At 67.5% G+C, this 19,430-nt stretch carries 19 protein-coding genes and 4 pseudogenes; 4 read left to right on the forward strand and 19 right to left on the reverse strand.

Going from position 1 to position 19,430, the window contains the following annotated elements:
- The 5 genes and pseudogenes from ON34_RS24535 to ON34_RS36315 all read right to left on the reverse strand — a co-directional run.
- A partial coding sequence (locus tag ON34_RS24535; protein ID WP_169333897.1) for a recombinase family protein occupies positions 1-923 on the reverse strand: 923 nt, incomplete at its 3' end.
- Positions 924-925: 2 nt separating this feature from the next.
- A complete protein-coding gene (locus ON34_RS24540) occupies positions 926-1,243 on the reverse strand; it encodes a hypothetical protein (protein WP_157172415.1) in 318 nt (105 codons plus the stop codon).
- A 359-nt stretch (positions 1,244-1,602) separates the two neighbouring features.
- Positions 1,603-1,836 carry a hypothetical protein gene (locus ON34_RS37225; protein WP_040783591.1) on the reverse strand — a complete coding sequence of 78 codons (234 nt, stop codon included), beginning with the start codon at positions 1,834-1,836 and terminating at the stop codon, positions 1,603-1,605.
- Between the two features lie 60 nt (positions 1,837-1,896).
- On the reverse strand, positions 1,897-2,259 hold the full coding sequence (locus tag ON34_RS37800; RefSeq protein ID WP_245548181.1) for a TraG/VirB4 family ATPase: 363 nt from the start codon (positions 2,257-2,259) through the stop codon (positions 1,897-1,899).
- Positions 2,260-2,274: 15 nt separating this feature from the next.
- Positions 2,275-2,373 (reverse strand): annotated as a pseudogene (locus ON34_RS36315) (transposase); the annotation flags it as partial.
- A gap of 266 nt (positions 2,374-2,639) precedes the next feature.
- Here ON34_RS36315 and ON34_RS24555 point away from each other — a divergent pair.
- A pseudogene (locus tag ON34_RS24555) lies at positions 2,640-3,779 on the forward strand (IS110 family RNA-guided transposase); the annotation flags it as partial.
- 3 nt (positions 3,780-3,782) lie between these two features.
- Here the strand turns inward: ON34_RS24555 and ON34_RS34965 are convergent.
- Together ON34_RS34965 and ON34_RS38625 are read right to left on the reverse strand one after the other, a co-directional pair.
- Positions 3,783-3,962 (reverse strand): annotated as a pseudogene (locus ON34_RS34965) (transposase); the annotation flags it as partial.
- Entirely contained in the window at positions 3,923-5,020 is a 1,098-nt protein-coding gene (locus ON34_RS38625) for an alpha/beta fold hydrolase (protein WP_083889744.1), read from the reverse strand. The pseudogene ON34_RS34965 and the gene ON34_RS38625, both read right to left, overlap by 40 nt.
- A gap of 117 nt (positions 5,021-5,137) precedes the next feature.
- Between ON34_RS38625 and ON34_RS24565 the strand changes: the two genes are divergently transcribed.
- Entirely contained in the window at positions 5,138-6,061 is a 924-nt protein-coding gene (locus tag ON34_RS24565; protein ID WP_051023062.1) for a LysR family transcriptional regulator, read from the forward strand.
- Between the two features lie 256 nt (positions 6,062-6,317).
- Here the strand turns inward: ON34_RS24565 and ON34_RS24575 are convergent, their stop codons facing one another.
- The 6 genes from ON34_RS24575 to ON34_RS24600 form a co-directional block, all read right to left on the reverse strand.
- The gene (locus ON34_RS24575) at positions 6,318-7,112 is read right to left on the reverse strand and encodes a hypothetical protein (protein WP_051023073.1); all 795 of its coding nucleotides are present in this window, start codon (positions 7,110-7,112) and stop codon (positions 6,318-6,320) included.
- Positions 7,113-7,147: 35 nt separating this feature from the next.
- Entirely contained in the window at positions 7,148-8,293 is a 1,146-nt protein-coding gene (locus tag ON34_RS24580) for an FAD-dependent oxidoreductase (RefSeq protein ID WP_040783599.1), read from the reverse strand.
- Between the two features lie 15 nt (positions 8,294-8,308).
- On the reverse strand, positions 8,309-9,313 hold the full coding sequence (locus tag ON34_RS24585) for an alpha/beta fold hydrolase (protein WP_083889735.1): 1,005 nt from the start codon (positions 9,311-9,313) through the stop codon (positions 8,309-8,311).
- Positions 9,314-9,422: 109 nt separating this feature from the next.
- Positions 9,423-10,094 carry a carboxymuconolactone decarboxylase family protein gene (locus ON34_RS24590; RefSeq protein ID WP_040783605.1) on the reverse strand — a complete coding sequence of 224 codons (672 nt, stop codon included), beginning with the start codon at positions 10,092-10,094 and terminating at the stop codon, positions 9,423-9,425.
- A gap of 12 nt (positions 10,095-10,106) precedes the next feature.
- Positions 10,107-10,925 (reverse strand): SDR family oxidoreductase, encoded by an 819-nt coding sequence (locus ON34_RS24595; RefSeq protein WP_040783758.1) that lies wholly within the window; start codon positions 10,923-10,925, stop codon positions 10,107-10,109.
- Positions 10,926-10,928: 3 nt separating this feature from the next.
- Positions 10,929-11,588, reverse strand: coding sequence for a hypothetical protein (locus ON34_RS24600; protein WP_040783607.1), 660 nt, complete (start codon positions 11,586-11,588; stop codon positions 10,929-10,931).
- Between the two features lie 120 nt (positions 11,589-11,708).
- Here ON34_RS24600 and ON34_RS24605 point away from each other — a divergent pair, with 120 nt between their 5' ends.
- Complete coding sequence (locus ON34_RS24605; RefSeq protein ID WP_157172417.1) at positions 11,709-12,311, forward strand: HXXEE domain-containing protein; 603 nt, start codon at positions 11,709-11,711, stop codon at positions 12,309-12,311.
- Positions 12,312-12,333: 22 nt separating this feature from the next.
- Here the strand turns inward: ON34_RS24605 and ON34_RS38630 are convergent, their stop codons facing one another.
- From ON34_RS38630 to ON34_RS24630, 5 genes are all read right to left on the reverse strand, one after another.
- Positions 12,334-12,627 carry an alpha/beta fold hydrolase gene (locus ON34_RS38630; protein WP_083889737.1) on the reverse strand — a complete coding sequence of 98 codons (294 nt, stop codon included), beginning with the start codon at positions 12,625-12,627 and terminating at the stop codon, positions 12,334-12,336.
- A 1-nt stretch (position 12,628) separates the two neighbouring features.
- The gene (locus ON34_RS24615) at positions 12,629-15,322 is read right to left on the reverse strand and encodes a helix-turn-helix transcriptional regulator (RefSeq protein WP_040783614.1); all 2,694 of its coding nucleotides are present in this window, start codon (positions 15,320-15,322) and stop codon (positions 12,629-12,631) included.
- 205 nt (positions 15,323-15,527) lie between these two features.
- On the reverse strand, positions 15,528-15,995 hold the full coding sequence (locus ON34_RS33810; RefSeq protein ID WP_157172418.1) for a MarR family winged helix-turn-helix transcriptional regulator: 468 nt from the start codon (positions 15,993-15,995) through the stop codon (positions 15,528-15,530).
- Between the two features lie 439 nt (positions 15,996-16,434).
- Positions 16,435-16,581: a hypothetical protein gene (locus ON34_RS36320; RefSeq protein ID WP_157172419.1), complete on the reverse strand. Its 147-nt coding sequence runs from the start codon at positions 16,579-16,581 to the stop codon at positions 16,435-16,437.
- A 307-nt stretch (positions 16,582-16,888) separates the two neighbouring features.
- On the reverse strand, positions 16,889-17,641 hold the full coding sequence (locus tag ON34_RS24630) for a hypothetical protein (protein ID WP_040783619.1): 753 nt from the start codon (positions 17,639-17,641) through the stop codon (positions 16,889-16,891).
- Between the two features lie 127 nt (positions 17,642-17,768).
- On the opposite strand from ON34_RS24630, the gene ON34_RS24635 reads away from it, so the two are divergent.
- On the forward strand, positions 17,769-18,320 hold the full coding sequence (locus tag ON34_RS24635) for a TetR/AcrR family transcriptional regulator (RefSeq protein WP_040783622.1): 552 nt from the start codon (positions 17,769-17,771) through the stop codon (positions 18,318-18,320).
- A 398-nt stretch (positions 18,321-18,718) separates the two neighbouring features.
- Here ON34_RS24635 and ON34_RS36325 read toward each other — a convergent pair.
- A pseudogene (locus tag ON34_RS36325) lies at positions 18,719-19,181 on the reverse strand (IS21 family transposase); the annotation flags it as partial.
- Between the last annotated feature and the right edge of the window lie 249 nt (positions 19,182-19,430).

A 19,430-nucleotide genomic window follows, 5' to 3' on the forward strand; every position in this document is an offset into this window, starting at 1 on the left:
TAGCCGGTGTATTTGGGGTTGATCAGGATCTCGCGCACCGACGATCGCGTCCAGCATCCCCGGGCTCGCTCGGGCCGGTTCGGTTGCGGGGGCGGGTAGCGGTCGAGGTCGACGTTCAACCGCGCCGCGATCACTTCGTAGGCGAGGTGTTCGTCGTGTCGCATTTGGAAGATCCGCACGACCGCCGGTGCGCGTTCGAGGTCCACGACGAGTCGGGATTTGGTGCGTCCCTCTTCTCGTTTGGCCGCGACCGGGTGCGGGACCCGCTCGTTGAGGTAGCCGTAGAGCGGTTTGCCGATGTTCCAGCCTTGTTTGGCGTGTTCGCGGTAGCCCTCCCAGGACTGTTCGAGAGTGTGGCGCAGGAACCATTCGGCCACACCTTGTTTCATGCGCCGCACCAGGATCTGGGTGGCGCGTTTTTCCGACAGCGAGATCGGCCCCTCATCGGCGGCGTACAGCGGCACGCCAACGGTTTCCAACTCGTGTTCGAGCTGAGTGGACTGATGGGTCCACCGCGCGGCGCGTTCGATCTCCTCCACCACCACCGCCTCGAACCTGCGATTGGGGTGGCGTGCTTCGGCCAGCAGGTCGGCCAATCCCCCGTCGCGGGGAATCGGGATGTCGAACGCCTCGTGCGCGTTGCCGCGACCGCGCAGTTCGAGGTCTTTGCGGGAGGACTCCACATCGTAGAACAACGCCACGATCACGAACCCGGACGGTAATACCTTGCGGCAGTTGTCCAACTGGCGCGGCAGCGACAACGTCGGGTCCTGCAAGTCCCGGGTCGAGGTCCGCAGGAACACCGCCACCGGTACCGGCGCGGAACCACCGATCCCCAGCACGTCCGGTCCGGGAGAACCGACCAATCCGGGCACACCCGCGTTCACGAGGCTCGCGCCGCCGGGGCCTGTGTATTCGGGCATGTTCACGCCGCTTTCCCTTCATCGACATCCCCATCCAGGACGTCGAGGTCGACTACCGCCGGTGCGGGAACGGTCGTCTGCGTTCGGTCTTGGGTGGCCAGCCAACGCAGCAGGGCGGCCAACGCTTTCGCCTGGTTGGCCGCGATCCGGTCTGCGTCAGGGCCGTGGACGTAGCGGATGCGGAACGACGCGGTCAGCCCGCCCGCGTGTGTATCGACCCCTGCCGGTACCGGCCCGCCTGCGGGTCGGCGCGACCGGCGCGGCCCATGGGGGCGGTGTAGCGGCGTAACCGTGTGCCTGCCTGAGGATTCGCTGTCCATGAACACCTCTTCTTTCATTACCGACTGTGCGCCACCACACCCACTGCGGGTGGCACGGTCACCGGTATGGGTGGTTGCTGTGTCCGGGTGTGCTGATCGGTCGGGGTTGCGGGGGTCTATCAACGCTCCGTAGGTGTCGAGTCGTCAACTGGCTTCTCGCCCAATGTTTCTGACGCCGCACCGACCGGAACCGGCCCACGGCCCCGCCACGCCCCGCCATCGCGCCCAGCGGCCGGATCGGGGGCCGGAATCACCCGGCACGCCACCGGCCGCCCCTAGGTCGTGTGCGGCGAATCGCGGGCACCGCCCGCGACGCGCGGAGACGACGGTAAGTGGAACGGGAACGCCCGAATCCGCGCTCACGCCACCCACCCGTCCACAACCACCTCTTCCCCGGCGTCGTCGTCGGCATCGTCATCGCCGAGACCTGCGGTTGCCGTGGCGGTGTCGCCGGGGTCGGGTTCGGTGAGCGGTGCCAGTGGCCGGACCCGGTCGAGATCGATGTCGGTGTCGACGCTGTCGCTGGTGGCGAGTTCGCTGGGGTCGGTGGTGATCAGCGCGTGTTCGGTGGGTGAGGCCAGCGACCCGAACACAGCGCGGTCGGTGCCCCCGACAGCGAGCAGGCCGCTGCCGCGCCCGGCGGAGAGCAGGAACTACTGTTCGCCCTCGGAGAGCCGGAACGCGGCGGCGACCTCGTCGATGGCTTGAGGTGCCTGACGCAGCAGGACCTGGGTGGCGGCGTTGGACACGATCGCACGCCCCAGTTCGGTGGAGAGCACGTCGGCGCAGTCCTGGGTGGCGACGGTGAGTCCGGCCCAGTGTTTGCGGAAACTTTTCGCGGCCCGGAACAGGAATTGAGCTCCGGCGGGCTGGCTCATGAGCAGCCACGCCTCGTCCACGGTAATCATGCGGGGCCGCCGGTCGGCCGGGCTCGACACCCGCCGCCACGTCGCGTCCAGCACCAGCAGGGTCCCGATCGTCTTCAACTCCTCAGGCAGCTCCCGCAGGGAGAACACCAGCGTAGCGGCGCTGGCAAGTTGCTCGGTGGGGAAATGCCCTCGGGCCTTGATCGCGCGCCGGTAGCGGGCGTTGAGCGATTCGATCATGTTGGTAACCGGTATGAAATTCCTTGGCGCCGTTGCTTCTCCCGCTTCCGGTTGGCCGGTCCCCGGCCTGCCGAGTACGGTGCGACCGTCCGGGAGAGGGGCGCTGGGGAACCAGCAAGGGCAGGCCGTTCTACTCGGTGGGCTGCGAGCCCGTGTTAGTAATTGGCCGCCCCTGCGACTCGCCCGGTCGCGCTGAGAGCGCGTATCCGTAGTTGTCGTTCCGCCCATTGGTTCCCCGTACCGGTTGACGTGAGACGTGGAAGGAGAACCGAGTGGGCAGATGTATCGGCATGGACGTGCATCGGGAGTTCGCCCAGCTTGCGGTGGTCGAAGACGGGCTGGTCCGTGATGAAGGCCGGGTCGGGCTGTCGCCGAAGGAACTGCATGCCTGGGCAGACACGCTGCTGCCGGACGACGAAGTGGCTTTGGAAGCAACAGGAAACAGCGACGCGATCGCAATTCTGCTGACGCCGAGGGCGCGGCGGGTTGTGGTGTCGAATCCGGCCAAGACCCGCGCGATCGCCGAAGCGAAGGTCAAGACCGACAAGGTCGATGCCCGGATCCTGGCGCAACTATTGGCGGCGGATTTCTTGCCGTCGGTGTGGTTGCCGGATGACCGGACACCGATGCTGCGACGGCAGGTCGCTCGCCGGGCGCATCTGGTCAGGCAGCGGGTACGACTGAAGAACCAGATCCACGGCATCTTGAACCGGAACCTGGTCCCCAAGTGCCCGGTTTCGGACATGTTCGGTGGCAGCGGCCGGCATTGGCTTCGTCGGCAGGCGCTGCCCGCCGACGAACAGACCTCAGTTCAAGCGTTGTTGCGGCAGTTGGATTTCTACGGCCAGGAACTGAAGCTCCTTGATCAGCAGCTGGCCGGCGAAGCGCTGGACGATCCGATCGTGCGCCGGCTGATGACCATGCCCGGTGTCGACGCGATCGCCGCGGTATCGATCGTCGCCGCGGTGGGTGACTTCTCCCGGTTCTCCTCCGCCGACAAGCTGGTCGCCTACTTCGGGCTGCATCCGCGGGTGCGTCAGTCCGGAAACAGCGCACCGATATACGGGCGGATCGCTAAAACCGGACGCGCGCAGACCCGCGGCGTCCTAGTGGAGGCCGCATGGTCGGCGGTGCGATCGCCCGGGCCGCTGCGGGCGTTCTATCAGCGCATACGCACCCGCCGCGGGTTCCAGATCGCTGTTGTGGCCGCGGCCCGGAAGATGACCGCGCTGGCCTGGCATCTGGTCACCAACGGTCAGGACTATGCCTTCGCCCGGCCCAGTCTGGTCGCGCACAAGCGCCGCAAACTCGAGCTCACCGCTGGCGCACCCCCACGGCGCGGACCGCACCGCGGACCCGGATACTCCTACAACGACAAGACCGCCCGCGACCAGGAACGCGCGGTCGCCGAACAAGCGGAACAGACCTACAACGTATTTCGTTCCCCACTTCTCGGTCAGTTCATCCAACGCGGCGCGGGCAGCCTCGGCGTTTACCGCGGTATAGATCGGTTTCACGTCCCGTTTCAACGCGTCCCAGTGCTGGCGTCCGGCCAGCCGGAAGGTGTTGCGGATCAAATGGATGATGCAGGTCTGCACCGTCGCCAGCGGCCATGGTCGTTTACGTCGCCGCCGGTCTGCCAGCTCGAGGTTCGTGCGAGGATGCGGAGGATCGTCCGCGTGAACTCCTTCGGGTTCTCCAGGAACGCGAAGTGGCCCGCTCCGTCCAGCGTGTACACATCCTTCATCGGAGCTGTGACCTTGCCGGCGTACTCGGTCACGAGCGGCAGCGGGGTGACACGGTCGTGTGTGCCCATGATGAAGAAGACGGGCACCTCGAACGCCGGGGCCGAATCGGGTGCGGCCAGCTTCCAGAAGCTCTCGCCCTCGTTGCGGGCCAAGCTGTGGAGGGTGAACGACGCGCCTTTCAAGAAGCTGGCCATGTCTCGCAGCGAGTACGTCCGGGACAGCAGCATGCCCCGCACGAGGCGGCCGGGTCCGCGCCGTCCGCTGAGCATGTGGCCGAACTTCCACATCCAGGAGTATTTGACGCCCAGGTCGTGTGCGGGCTGCGGGTAGGGCGGGTAGCCGATGCGCTCCAGTGCCGCGAGGACGGCGGGCTGGTTGCGCCGCGCGGCCTCGTCGAGCAGGCGGCGGTGCGAGAGAGTTTCCTGCCGGAGCAGGTCGATCAGCTGGCCCACGCCGATGTACGCGTGCAGGTTCTCCGGGTGTCGTCTCGCCTCGGTCAGCCCGAGGTAGGCGCCCCACGAGTGTCCCGCCAGGTAGATCTTCCCCACCCCGAACCGCCTGCGCAGCAACAGCACCAGTTCGTGGGTGTCCGCTTCGAACTGTGCGACGGTGATGGACTCACTCGCCGTCCCGGGGAACGACTTGCCGCTGCCCCGCTGGTCCCACTGAACCACCACGAAGTGCTTCTCCAGCTCCTTCTGGAAGCAGCGCGCGAAGCCCATGTAGGGGCTGCCCGGGCCGCCATGCAGGAAGAGGAGGACCGGGTTACTGCGATCTCGCCCCCGGATGAGCAGCCACTGCGTGGTCCCGCCCAGGAGGACCGGTTCCAGAAGGGCGATTCCGTTTCCACCGGTGCTCATCGGCGCACCGTCCGGGAACGGTGGGAGCGGGCCCGGTGATGGCGGACACCGAGCGCAGCCCATTCGGCCAGAAAGACGAGAACGCAGATCATGGGTCTAGTGAACCGACCGGGCCGGTACCGGTCCAACAACTGTTCCGGCCGGTTTGACAACCGTTGGTTGTCACGCGAGGGTGGCCGCGTGGATCTGGACACCGCCCTGCTTCGGGCGCTCGTGGCGACAGCCGAGGAAGGCCATTTCGGCCGGGCCGCCGACCGGCTGTTCGTCACGCAGCAGGCGCTGTCGAAACGGATCGCGCGGCTGGAGCAGATCCTCGGCGCGCGGGTGCTGGAACGAACCAGGCGGACGGTGCGGTTGACCGCCACCGGCGAACGGTTCCTGCCGTACGCCCGAGATGTGGTCGATGCCGTTGATGCCGCCGCGTCCGCTGCCGGGATCGGTGGTCCGGTGCGCGTGGACGTGATGGACGCGCACACCGCCGCCGCCGGCCTGGTCCGGCGCGTGGTCGACCAGGACCCGAATCTGAGCCTGCAGATCACAGCCCGCGGTGCCCGCAGCACGGCGGTCGACGCCTTGCGTTCCGGCGACGTGGACGTCGCCTTCGGCCGGGCATCGGCCGTGCCGTGGCCCGCCGAAATCCGGCGCCGGTGCGTACTGCTGGAACCCGTCGGCCTGCTGCTCAGCGCCGGACACCCGCTCTCGGCATGCTCCCAAGTCACCATGGCGGACCTGGCGCACATCGCGCTGCGCTTCCCCATGCACGACGCCCCGCCGGACTGGGTGAACCTCGTCGACGAGTTGACGGCCACCTTCGGCATCATGGTTGATCGGGCCGGCTCGAACCTGGGCTTCGATCATTTCCTCGACCAGACCGCCGGCGATCCCACCACCGCGACGTTCTACGGGCTGCACATGCCGCCGCCGGGCGTTCACCGCCTGCGCGTCGTCCCGATCGTCGCGCCGACGCCGATGTTCGCCTGGGCGGCCATGTGGCGGCGACGCGTCCCCGACTCGATCGTCAACCGGCTCACTCGCCGCGGGTCGACGACGATTCCCGACGATGCCTGGCTGCCCACCGCCGACCGGGCGTGGCTCGTCCGCTGAGCCTGAATTCACCGGTCAGGACGTGGCGATAGAAGGAGGCCCGGCGCCACCGACGGCATGCGCGCCAAGGACGGTCGAGATCGCACGATGACAAGCGGCCCAGAAAGGCGGCGGTAACGGACCGCGAGCGCCTCCGGCGCGTAGCATCGTATCGATCAGATGCACCCCGGCCGCGTGGACCTCGATCAGCACCTGCCGCGCGCCCGGTACCGGGTCGGGGACCGGCTCGTACACCAGCCGTTCCGGCGCACCGAACTCATACTGCCGTATCGCGAACACCTCGACTCCTCGTGTGCACAGTGGTGGCTGTCGCGCTGATCAGCCGGTAGATGATCGGCTGAGCGGCGATATCGTTGGCGGCGAAGTTGGCCAGCACGAAGGTGCGGAAGCTCGGCCGCAGCAGCAGGCTGGGCAGGAAAGCGCGCAGTGTGGGCCAGGAAGCGTGGTTGACGAGGGTGTAGTCGTTGGGTTCGCCGGGCAGCGGGCGCATCGGAGCGGAGTCGGGCAGTGCGGTTTTGCGCTGGAACCACCCTGCGGTGTATTCCCAGACGTCGTAGACGGTGTCGCGGTTTTTGCAGTGGAAGTAATTGAAAAGGAACCAATTACTCGGATCGTGGTCTACATCGGCAATCCGGGCCGGGCTGCCCGCGGCGATCCGGTGCACATGCCGGGCGTTATCGGTCAGCAGCGCCACCAGTTCCGGCCAGGCCGGGTCGGCGCGGACCGCGTCGAGGTCGGCGACAGTGCGGGTGCGGACGAGTACGACGATGTCGTAGCGGGCGGCACGAACTCCGGCCCGGCGCAGCAGTGCGCCGCCCTCGCCGGGGGGCCGTAACGCCGCCCGGAAAGCTGTCGCCTCCAGGACATCGTCTCGGTTGCCCAGCCGCGCGCAGAGCGTGCCGAGCCGGGCCGCGATGTGGCGTCGTGATCGTGCGGGTAGCGGGAACGGTCCGGCCCAGGCCCCTGTTTCGGCGGCCAGCAGTAGGAATCCGTTGTCGGTGGGTGTGGTCAGGCGTACTTTGACGGCCAAGTGGTCGTTGACGATCTGCACGGCGGGATCTCCGTTCACTAACGGGGCGGGGATGCTCAGCGGCGGTCGAGCCCGGACAGGCGCCAGGCCAGCCGGTTCCGCACGGGCGCGGCCTTACCCGCCAGTGCCATAGCGGTATTGCGCATCGGCCGCACACGCGCCGACGCGGTGGCCAAGTCGGTGAGCCGGCTCGCGATGGACACCACCGCTGCGGCGGTGCGGCGCCGGGCGTCGGCGTATTCGTCGAGCTGGCTTTCCGGTTCACCGGCCAGGACACGGGACAGCGTGGTGCCGGCCGTGACGGCGTCCTCGATACCGAGGTTCATTCCCTGCCCGCCTGCCGGTGAGTGCACGTGGCCCGCATCGCCGGCGAGCAGGACCCGGCCGTGGCGGAAGGTGTCGGCGATGCGGTGATGGACGCGGAAACGCGATCCCCACACCACTTCTTCGACCACGACCGGGTGGGTCTGCGGTCCGCGTTCGTCGAGCAAGCCCTGCACGAACGCGATATCCGGGTCGTGCGGTGCCTCGTCCACCGTCGCCACGATCCGGAATCTGTCGTCTGGCAGCGGCGCTACCACCACGAGCCCGGACGGTGAGAAGTACAGGATGACCTCGTCGGTGGGTACTCCGCCGGACAGGCGGACGTCGGCGAGGGTGAACGATTCGGCGTAGGTACCGCCGGTGAACCCGATACCCGACTGTTCCCGGGCCAGGCTGTGCATACCGTCGGCGGCCAGCAGATAGCGCGCACGCAGCGGCTCGCCCTCCGAGAGGGTGGCGGTGACCGACTCCGGTTCCTGCGTTATCCCGGTGACCGTGGCGGGGCGGGTGACCTTCCCGCCCAGTTCGGTGAGCCGGTCCAGCAGGAATTTCTCGGTGTCGGCTTGGGAGATCATCAGCGTGTACGGGTAGGCGGTGGGCAATTCGCTGAACGGCACCGCCAGCAGCAGCCGGTCCCGGTCGCGGATCGTGAAGGTCGGGGTGTGCACACCACGGGCCACCAGGGCCGGGACCACGCCGTAGGGCTCCAGTATTTCCAGGGTGTGCGGATGCACCACCGCCGCGCGGGAGGTGTTGGCGCCCTCGGCCTGCTGGTCGACGATCACAACGTCGTGGCCGAGCTGTTCCAGCACGACCGCGGCGGTGAGGCCGACTGGGCCGGCTCCGACGATCAGGACGTCTGCGATCAGCTTGTTCATGACAACTCCTAGAGGTCAACGTTTGTTGGCATCAGATCCGAGATCGGGGCGGATTGCCACCGCGAGCCGCCGCTCAGCCGGCGATCGTCGCGACTCAGCGCGGAATGCGGTGATCAGCGGGTTGGTTTGGGCGGGGCAGTCCCCGTGGACGGCGTGCCCGCAGTTCGGGAGGACGGTGGCCGTGGCATCCGAAATGCGCGCTGCCAAGCGGTCGGCCTGGGATGCGGGCAGCCAGGTGTCCGCGCCACCCCACAGGACGAGCGTGGGCGCGGTGACCTGGCCCAGGCCGGCGTCGGTGAGCCGGTAGTCCAGGTTGCGCCACAGCAAGAGGAATCCGGCGCGGTTCGCGGGGCGGGAGAACGGCGCGTAGAGCTCGTCGATCACCTCTTCGGTGACCAGGTGCTTGTTCTGGAAGGTGCCGCGGATGTTATCGGCGTAGGACGACCGGGTGGTGAGCTCACCCGCCACAGGCGTGGTGAACAACGGTGTGACAGGGGCCTTTTCGGCGTCCAGGCCGGGCGAGTCGAGCAGGACCAGGTGGTCGACGCGATCAGGGTACTGCTCGGCGAAGTACAGGCTCCAGGCACCACCCCACGAGTGGCCGACCAGGGCGGTACGCTGCAGGCCGACAGCGTCGAGGAAGGTCTCCAGCGCCCGCGACATCGCGGGCAAATCGTAGGCGAAGTCGCCGCGGTGCACGTCGGTGAATCCCTGACTGGGCAGGTCCACGGTGTAGACGGTGTGCTCGGCAGCCAGCGCCGGAATCGCATCTCGCAAGGAGTACCCCCACAGCCCACCGCCCGCGACGAGCACGACGGGAGATCCCGCCCCGGTCCGGGTGTAGTGGAAACGAGCGAGGTCGGTATCCACGTAGTGGGATTCCACCCGCGACAAGTACTGCGACTGGTAGGCCGAAGTCGGCGGCTGCCCGTACGCCACGGGAGCGATGAGTACGGTGAGTACGCCGACCAGCACAGCGGCGATCGCCGCCAACCTTCTGAATGCCGGTTTCGATGTCATGGCACAACTTGCTGATCAGTGGAACCTGGCACCCCTTGGCCGAGCGACCGAGGGCCGGCGTGACGGGTCATGTGGCAGATCACAACGCGGCCCACGTGGTTCCGGTCGCTTACTGTTCTCCGGCCGGTTCTGTCCCGGGGAGTAGAGCCGCAGCGGCGGCCCACGCCCGGGCGATCCCGAACTCGGCCACGCCGCGGATCAGATCGCGGAAGGTGTCCTCCGTGGCGCCGGCCGCCCGCGCCAGCTCCGTATGCAGGCGCAGAGACGCTCCCAGGGTCTGATAGAAGATGTCCACGACCAAGCAGGCGAGCGCTCGTTCCCGGACGCTGAGATACGGGCGGGCCCAGCGCTGAGCGAACTGGTCCTCGGTGAAAGCGGCCAGTCCCGGATCCACGTCCTGCAGAGCGCGGACCGCACGGGCCAGCGCGCCGTCGGGTGGCACCGGCGCGACCGGGTCGGTGTCCTCGGCTTCGGGGAGGGCGAGTTCGGCCAGACGCTGAAAAGCGGGGACCACAATGGGATAGCCCACGTACGGAGCCAGATGACGGAGGAGCTCCCGGATGGCCTCGGGTTCGACCCCGTTGGCCGAGGCCATCTGGACATGCATGGCCAGGGGCAGATCCAGATGCGGGTGGCACAGGTCCGCGGTCAGGCAGATGAAGACCTTCTCGCGCGAGGTCAAATGCGTCAGGCCCCAGAGGTTGTGGCCCACACCGACGGCGAGCTGGGCGAAAACAGGATCGAGGGAGGTCAGAGCGTCGGCTCCGGCGAGCTGGGTCATGGCGGAATCCGTTCAGGACAGGCCGAGCGCACGCAGGCGCACGGCGTCGAGGGTGTACTGGGGAAGGACACGGCCGAGCGTGCTCATCAACCGGGATTTCCTGCCGACCGGGTAGCGGGCGCGCGGTGTGCGGGCGGTTACGGCGTGCAGGATGGCGCGGGCGACAACGTCGGGGCTGGAGCCGGTGCGCTCCTCCTTCAGCGAAGCGGTGGTCATGGCCCGGTAGGCCTCGCCGTACAACCGTCTGCCCTCGGCACCGATCGCGGCCAGGCGCGGCTCGACCTCGTCTTCCAGCTTGTCGACGGCGGCGGTATGGGTGGAGCCGGGTTCGATGAGCACCGCGGCCACTCCGTACGGCTTGACTTCCATCCGCAGGGCGTCGTTGAGCGAGCGGATGGCATGTTTGGAGGAACACAGCGGCCCGCCGAACGGCAGGGTGATCCAGCTACCCACCGAGCCGACGGTGACCACGCGGCCACGCGAGGCGCGCAACATCGGCAGCATGGCCTGCGTGACGGCTATCTGCCCGAACACGTTGACTTCGTACTGCCAGCGCAGCGCCTCCAGGGAAACGAACTCCACGGGCCCCGTGACGCCGACGCCCGCATTGTTGACCAGCGCGTCGAGCCGGTCGAGACCCTCGGCCACCTCGGCAATCCGGCCGGCATCGGTCACGTCCAGCTCGATCGGCGTGACCGCTGGACCGAGCGCGGCACCGTCGGCCTCTTTACGCACCCCTGCGTAAACGGTGCAGCCCTTTCGGGCCAGCAGCAGCGCGGCAGCCCGCCCGATTCCGGTCGACGCTCCTGTCACCAGAACAGTCTTCGACATCACTTACTCCCTCGGTCCAGTGCTGGCAATCGTTGACACAACCCACCCGTGAGTCCGGCACATGGTGCCGGCGTTCGCCTGTACCAACTGGGCGGCGGCGCACACCGAATCGATGACTGGCAGCCGTTGCCACCCGATCGAGGGTTCCGATCCGCTGTGCACGGCTGGAAACAGTAGGGAGATCGCGCGGCCGGCCGCTTCAGTCATTTGACTCAATAACGTAGGTACCGCATCAGTCACCCGACGTAGGCGATTGGCGCGTCGAGCCGATCGTGCTGCGGTTCCCAGCGCCGCCCACGCCGGGCGGACATTCCCACCCAGCCTGATCTTCCGGCCCGGTTTCCCAGTTTCGTAACGGGTGATTCCGAGGCCGAAGGCGTTGCCGCACAATACGTCCATCGTCAACAGGTTCTCCACAGCGACGAAACGATCGGACCCGATCTGCACGGTTGCGACGGACGGCATGGCGTGGCCTATTCTGGCCTTCGGTATCGACCTCGATCGTGACGGGACTCGCGGCGCCCGGCCCACGAGCGTGACCTCGCCGGCCGAGAAGGTCTGCGTCACCCGCAGATCCGCCCCGGGTTCGATGTCGTGCGCCTGCGCCGGGGCAGCGGGCCACAGCACCAGCAGGAATACCGCGGCGGCTTCGATCAACCTCATTGTCGCGACGTCAGGTCCGGCGACTCGGCCGCCGCCTCCATCGGATGACTGAAGTGCCCTCGACCCGATTCAGTCATCCGACGGAGGCGGGCAACCACACGAGCTGTTTATGGTCCGCTCATGACCGAAAGACCCGAACCCTATTCAGCAGTCGTCATGGCGATCCTGGCAATCTGCTTCTGTGCCTGGGCACTGCTCACCCTTCCCATCCAGGGTGCAGCCATCCTCACCACGGCCAGCGTGCTGGCCTACGGCGGCTGGATCACCTTCAGCTATACACGGCCGGTGAAATCGCGGAAGGTGATCGCCGTGTATCTGTGCGCGGTCGGTTTCCAGCTCATCCATATGGCCGAGGAATACACCGGCGACTTCCCCCATGAAATCGTCGAGCTGTTCGACTCACCCCGCGACTGGCCCGAGCGAGAATTCCTGCTGGTGTTCGTCTTCGGCTTCGGCGCACTGTACTTCTTCGCCGGGGCGGGCGCGCTCTACCGAATCCGCGTATCCAATTTCTTCCTGTGGTGGTACGCCTTGGGCGCGGGCCTGCTCAACGGGATCTCCCACTTCGTCTTCCCGATCATCAAGGGCGGCTACTTCCCCGGCCTCTACACCGCCGGCGGTCATTTCATCATGAGTGCACTGCTGATCTACTTTCTTGTCACGGAAAGCCGTCGACTCGAGGCCGCGGATCGACTCGACGGGCGCCCATTGCCGGTCGCGTAATGCTGCAGGCCCGCTCTGTGCCTCAGCGGAGGAACGACGTCAGCAGCGGGATTGTCTGCGCCGGGCAGTCCTCATGGACAGTGTGTCCGCAATCCTCGAGGATGGTTGCCCGTGGCATTCGGGTCCGCGCGGCAAGTGCATCGGCCTGGGATGGCGGCAGCCAACTGTCCTGGGCGCCCCAGACGACCAGTGTGGGTGCGGTGACCTGCCCCAGATCGGCGACGCCCACCCTGGAACACGCCCGATCTCGGTCGGTTTCACCTGCGTACCCCCAGCCGGCTGCGTGCCTCGGCCGGCTGAGATACCCAGTGCTCAGGTCAGTCCAAGAGTTTGCTCAACTCGGCACGCGAGGAGATACCCAGCTTGGGGAAGGCTCTGTACAGGTGGGAAGCAACGGTGCGGGGACTCAAGAACAGCTGGGCGCCGATCTCCCGGTTGGACGCCCCCGTGCCGGCCAGCCGTACCACTTGAAGTTCCTGCGGCGTGAGGGCGGCCAGCGGGTCGCCGGGGCCGAGCAGGCGGGCGGCCACACCGGTGGCGCGTAGCTCGGTGGCGGCGCGGGCGGCCCATGGAGCGGCGCCGAGCCGTTCGAACGTCTCCATGGCGGCCTGCAGGTGGATACGCGCTTCGGCGCGACGACGGTGGCGGCGCAGCCACTCCCCGTAGACCAGGCGGGTGCGTGCTTCTTCGAACGGCTGCCGCCCCTCGGCATGCAGCGCCAGGGCCCGCTCGTACAGTCCCTCGGCATCCTCGCCGGAGCCGACCAGCGCACGGAGTCGATGGAGCACGGCGAGCCGCACGGTCCGGCCGGTGGCCTCCGTCCACTCCGAGTAGCGCCGGAGCCGGTCCTGGGCATGCTGCGGATTTCCGACCCGGACCGCGGCCTCGATGTAGTCCGGCCAGAAGTACCGCCACAGGAAGGCATGCCGGGTGGGGCCGGTCAGCGCCCGATCCATCCGGTCGAGCACCGCTTCGAAGCGGCCGAGCCCGAGGTCGAGCATTACCCGTGCGCTTTCGCCCCAGCAGGCCCCCGGCATCCACCAGTGCGGGTCGGCATAGCGGATCGCCTGCTCGGCCATAGTCTCGCATTCCGCTTCCGCACCGCCCACCGCGGACAGCCAGGCGTGCACACCCGCCAGGTAACCCCGCCACATGGGCTGGCCGATGTCGGAGGCCAAGGCCAGGCCGGCGGTCACCGTCGCGCGCGCGGACCGATGCTGGCCATCGAGGAGTTGGGCGATGGCCAGGAGCAGCATGGCCTGCGGCATACGCCCCAATCGCCCCTCTGCTCGGCACTGCTCGACGAGCCCGGTCGCGCCGTCGAGCATGCCATCGATGTCGGCGCGGGCCAGACCCTGGAAGCTGATGAGGAATCGCAACTCGGGCGGCAAATGTTCGGCGCTGCCCGGCATCGGGTAGGCGAGCGTGGTTACGTCGTCGCCCTCCAGGATCAGGCGGAACGCGCGGACGATGGCCCGCACCAACGCCGGCAGCCCATCGCCTTCCGGGCACAATTCCTCGACACGGCGGGCCAATCCCGGCTGGTCCGGGTGCGTGGCACTGGCCCATGTGTAGTAGCCCGCCATGCCGAGCAGCGACAATTTGGTGGGCAGATCGTCAGCCGCCTCCACTCCCTCGAGCAAGAGCCGCACACCCTGCAGCGGCCGCCCCGACTCGACCGCCAACCTCGCGCGCACGTAGGCGAGCTCAGCTGGCACGGGCCCCTTCAGCGGCGTTGCCCCGGCCCGGTCCCGTGCGCAGTTCACCAGGTCGCCAGCACGCTGCCACAGGCCTGCCTCGATCGCGGCTTCGGCCGCAGCGGTCCATCGGCGCACGGCCTGGCCGGGAGCGGCGGACAGCTCTGCCGCGCGAGCGAGCGCCGCTGACACCGCGGCCTGCCCGCCACGCTGTCGCGCCCGCAGCGCCAGTTCCTCTAGCTGTGCGGCCACTTCCTCGTCGGGTTGCAGCGTGAGAGCGGCCAGGTGCCAGGCGCGGCGGTCGATATCGGATGCCTCGGCCAGCGCCCGGTGCGCGGACACCCGCGCGGCCACATCACAGGCCGTGATCACCGCGGCGCGCACCAAGGGGTGGTGGAATTCGATGCCCTCCGGGTGCACCCGGATCAGCCCCGCGCGCTCGGCTTCGGCGAAGTCGGCCAGCGTGGCGCCGAGCCGGCCGACCGCGTATTCGAGCACAGGTAGCTCGTCGTGGTTGGCGAGGGCCGCGACCAGTAGGCAGAAGCGGGTGGCTGGGGAAAGGATCGATATCCGGTCACGGAAGCCGATCAGCACCCTGTCGGTCACCGGCCTGGCTGCTGGGAGCAGCATCGGCCCCAGGGCGCCGCGGCGCTGCCCGGGCGTGAGCATGCGGGGGATCTCGATCAGCGCGAGCGGATTGCCCTCGGCCTCGGCCAGTAATCGGTCGCGTACCGCCGACGGCAGATCGTCCGCATGCTCGGCGAGAAGCATCCGGGCCGCACTGTCATCCAGCCGGCCCAATCGCAGCTCGGGCAACCCTCGTGCGGGCAACCCGTCTTCCCGCGCGGCGAACAGCACGACGACAGGCTCGACCTGCACGCGGCGGGCGGCGAACAGCAGCGCATCCGCCGACTCGCCGTCCAGCCACTGTGCGTCGTCGACCAAGCAGACCACCGGGCCTGCCGCCGACAGCTCCACCAGCAGGCCGAGCGTCGCGAGCCCGATGAGGAAGCGGTCTCCCCGGGCGGCGCCGGCAAGACCGAGCGCACCGCGCAACGCCTCGGCCTGCTGCCGCGGCAACGTGTCGATCTGATCGAGGACCGGTCGAAGCAGCAGATGCAGAGCCGCGAACGGCAGATCGGCCTCGGACTCCACCCCGGTCACCCGCAGCACCCGCCCCCGCACTCGTGCGGCGGAAGCTTCCAGCAGCGCCGACTTCCCGATGCCGGCTTCGCCTCGCACAATCAGAGCGCCGCACCGGCCTTCCAGCAGCTTCGCCAAGATGGTCAGCTCCGCGCGGCGCCCGTACAGCATGTCACTCCAAGAGGAAACGGCTGTCCGAAATATGGTGCACGGGACGGTACTGCGGGCAGGTCCCGCACGGTCGCCACCGCACAGTATCGGTGGGGGGCCGTATCGGTCGCTGGCCGAGGTGGTGCCGTCGTGATGGTGTCCGGTTCGATCCACCACCCGCCGTTATGAGCACAACGGCGCCGCGTGGTTCGGATGAATCCCGCGTTCATTCTCGACGGTCCGCATCTTGTGCATCGTCCCGGCGCTCAGGAGAGGAGACCATCTGATCGAGAGCGTCGAGCAGTTCGGCGAACCGGGCGCGGCCGTCTTCACCGAGCGCGTCCAGGAGATCGTCGATTCCCCGGAATGTCTGTTGCGCTCGGGCCGCCGTGTCGACTCCGCGGGAGGTCAGGAAATGCGCCCCCGCACGCGGATCGTGTTTGCTGCTATGCCGCTCGACGAGGCCCGCGCTCGCCAGGCGACCGACCGCGGCGACTAGGGCGGATTCGCCGAGGCGCAGTCGCCGGGCGACATCGCGTTGCGAGCACCCCGGATCGTCGGCGATGACAGCCAGGACCCCGGCTTGTGCGGTGGTGACATCCGCAGCATCGATGAGCAGCCGATCGGTCCGTGTACGGAACGCATGCGCGACCTGCTGAATGCGGCCGATCAGCCGGTACAGGCCCCTGGCCATTCGTGCCACCTTACCTACTACTTTGATAGTGAAATATATGCGAGACGGCGGACCTGTCTTGGCACAGTAACGGGATTCGACGCGGGTCAGATAGCGAGAGGGCAAGTCCGAACTCGGCGGCTCCCAGGCGTTCGCGACCGGCAAGGCGATAGCGAACACGGTGGCCAAGACGACGGCGAGCCCGAGGGCCAGGCGGCGAAGCCAGACTATGAATCGCATGACTTCTCCCTGGCTCTGGGTGTGTCTTCGATCAAGGGACGAGACAGCATCTGCCGACGTGACGGGGTGTGGCCTATGTCACCGCCGCACCGGCAGCCGGTCGAGGAAACCGGTCGACACGCGAGACCGCACCCTCGGCAAGACCGGACTGTCGCCAAACGGTCATGGGTGGTCACCGGCCTCTGCATGATTTAGCCCTGATGACGAGCGGCCGATTCGATCACACCGTCGCGGATGTCCCGCGATAGAAGTCGATCTGGTCGGCGACCACACCGTCCCGGAACCTGAGGTCGGTGTAGAAGGCGAAGTGGGTGCCGGGGTAGACGCGCAGTTCCCCTCGCGGCGCGCGCTCGGCCATTATCGTCATCTCAAGATCTAATGATTACAAGATTTGATTTCGAGGCGGGGTGGCATCGATCCCGTGATCGGGAGCGCGGTGACCGGCCCGATCCCACGCCGCGGCGCGGGCGGATGCTCGCGCGGATCTGAGGGCCGCCAATGCTTTCGGCGCTTCGACGGCCGACCCGGCGATCGCGCGCGATGCGGTCGGATCCGAGGCCAGCAGCTCGAACACGCCCGGCTCGGCACGCAGCATGCCGATATCGCCGGCTGTGATCGACTACGGCGCCGAGATCGAGAGGGATACTGGGCGGCCCACAGTTTCGGCCAAGGGTTTATGCCAGCCGGTAGAGGGTAGGTTGTGCGGAGATGCTGTTGGCGGCGAAGTTGGCGAGGACGAACCGGCGAAACGACGGCCGGAAGATCATCTTTGGCGCTACATCGCGCAGCCGATCCCATCGGCAGTGGTTGATAATGCCGTAGTCACGGGGTTCCCCCTCGAGTGGCCGCATGACTCGGGAGTTGTCCAGACCCGTGTTGACCCCCCACCACCCAGCTGTGTACTCCCAGACCGGGACGAGTTCCTTCTCGTCCTGGCCGTAGAAGAAGTTGAACAGAAACACTCCCTGCCGTGTCGCGTTGACATCGCCCATGTTGCGCGGGTTGTCGGCGGCGACCTCGAAGGTGCGGCGGGCCGCAGCCTCGACCAGACCGGACAGTCGCCGGTAGGCGGCGTGACGGCGCAGCACATCGACCGCCGCCGGGTCGATGACCTCAACGAGAATCACAAGGTCGTAGCGGGCACGCCGCAGGTGGCCCGCCGCGACAGCACGGCGCAAAAGAGCGTGATCCTCTCCGAAAATCAGGTGGGCGAATCCCTGGAACACCGTGGCGCGCACTACCTCCGGGAACTGTTCGAGTTCCGCTGCCGCCGCCTTGGTCTCGCGGATCAGGCGAGCCTTGACGCGGCTGGCGGGCAGGAACATCGGCCGCCGGTCGACCTCGGCCGCGAGCAGCAGATACCCGGTGGCGCTGGGCTCAACCAGTGGTGCGGTGCTTGGGTTGAGGTGTTCGTTCACGATGTGCATGATCAGCGCTCCTTGCCTCGAACCAGGCCAACATCTATTGGCCAACGTTTGTTGGCATAAGCATGCGCCCGGGCCCCAGCAATGTCAACAGTTGTGTGCAAACACGCGTTGGCCTACTGTGGTTGACATGAGGAGATCATCGACAGAGACCAAGGCGGTGATCCTGGATGCTGCCCGGGAACGGTTCGCCGCCGACGGCTACGACCGCACGACAATCCGGGCCATAGCCGCCGACGCGGGCATCGATCCATCCATGGTGATGCGCTACTACGGCAGCAAACAGCAGCTGTTTGCCAGCGCAGCCCATCTGGACCTAGAACTGCCCGACCTGGCGGCCCTGCCGCCCGACCAGGTGGGCCGAGCCCTGGCCAGACATATCGTCGACCGGTGGGAGCCCGATGACGCACTGCGGATCCTGCTGCGGACTGCGATCACCAACGACGAGAGCGCGGAACGGATGCGCGAGATCTTCGCCGCTCAGCTCGTCCCGATGATCACCAAGCTCATCGGCGACCCTGCCGAGGCCCCGACACGGGCCGGGCTTGCGGCCTCACAAGCGCTCGGCCTGGCCCTGTGTCGCTATGTACTGCGCTTCCCGCCTGTGGTCGCTCTCTCCCGTGAGGCCATCATCGAGTGGCTCGGCCCCACACTGCAGCGCTACCTGGCCGGTACACGATGAGCCCTTTCGGCAGCACCCAGGTAGGAAGCTCTGCCGACAGATATCGGGTGTTCTACAGCCGCGGCGGTTTGATGTCGAGTTCCTGCAAGCCGTTTCGGTACAGCTCGACATTGGCCACTTTGATGTCCTCGTAGCCGCGGACAACGTCGGCGAGCGCGGCGGCCTGCACGGCTCGATCGTAGCCCGGGCGGGATGCCACATAGGGCGGCTGGTCAAGACACTTCCGTCGCTACGTGCCCGCGGAGCCGCGCGCACGTTCATTGCAGTACTCAGATTGGGTACACACCCACGATGACCAGGCATTTTCCAGTTGCCCATGTTGTGCGTGTCTGCCGAGGGCACCGACCTGGCCTGCGTTTACGCAGGTCAGGTGGGACCAACGATGTGCGCAACGCGGTGTACCGCCGCCGCGAGAACGCCAGCACCGCGCAGAACAGCTGGAATCCGGGCGCGACCTCGGCCCAATTGATCACCAGGTACTCGCCCGGCGACCACACTGCCGGACGCCTGCCCCGATAATTGTCTTGCGCCACAACGCTGTCTGATCGGCCACCAGCCGCCGGAAATCCGCGGCGACCCCTCGTAACCGGCCGCTGGCGCGGCGGGGAGTAGCCGCTTGGCCGAGATCCGGCCCTTCGACTTCGCGACCAGCTCGGCGACCAAGTCCCGCACCTGGTCGTAGTTGCGTACCCGCACCGCGGGCTCCGGCCGGTCGCCGCCGGTTTCGGCGGGTTCGACCACTCCTTTCACCGTCTTACGCGTAGTGCCGCACGACTCGGCAGCACCGCCATAGGTTCCGACCTGAGACGAACCGAGGGCGAATTGTCGGACCCGGAACGCCGCCGGGCAGCAGTGGCGCAACTGATGCGGGTCATGGGCGTCAGCGAACGGTTCGCCTGCCAGGTGGCCGGGCAGCATCGCAGTACCCAGCGCCACCCTTCGGTAGCGCAGCAGGCCCCTCATCCAGGTACGCCGTCACGGGCACAGTTGCGCGCCTGGCGCGCAATCACTCACGTCAAGGCTTCCGCCGCGTCTACCACGACGCCCGCGCCCAGGGGGCGGGACAACCAACCATAAGAAGATCCGACGCCTGTGGCGCGAGGAAGGACT

This window comes from Nocardia pneumoniae NBRC 100136 (assembly GCF_000308755.1).
Classification (GTDB): Bacteria; Actinomycetota; Actinomycetes; order Mycobacteriales; family Mycobacteriaceae; genus Nocardia; species Nocardia pneumoniae.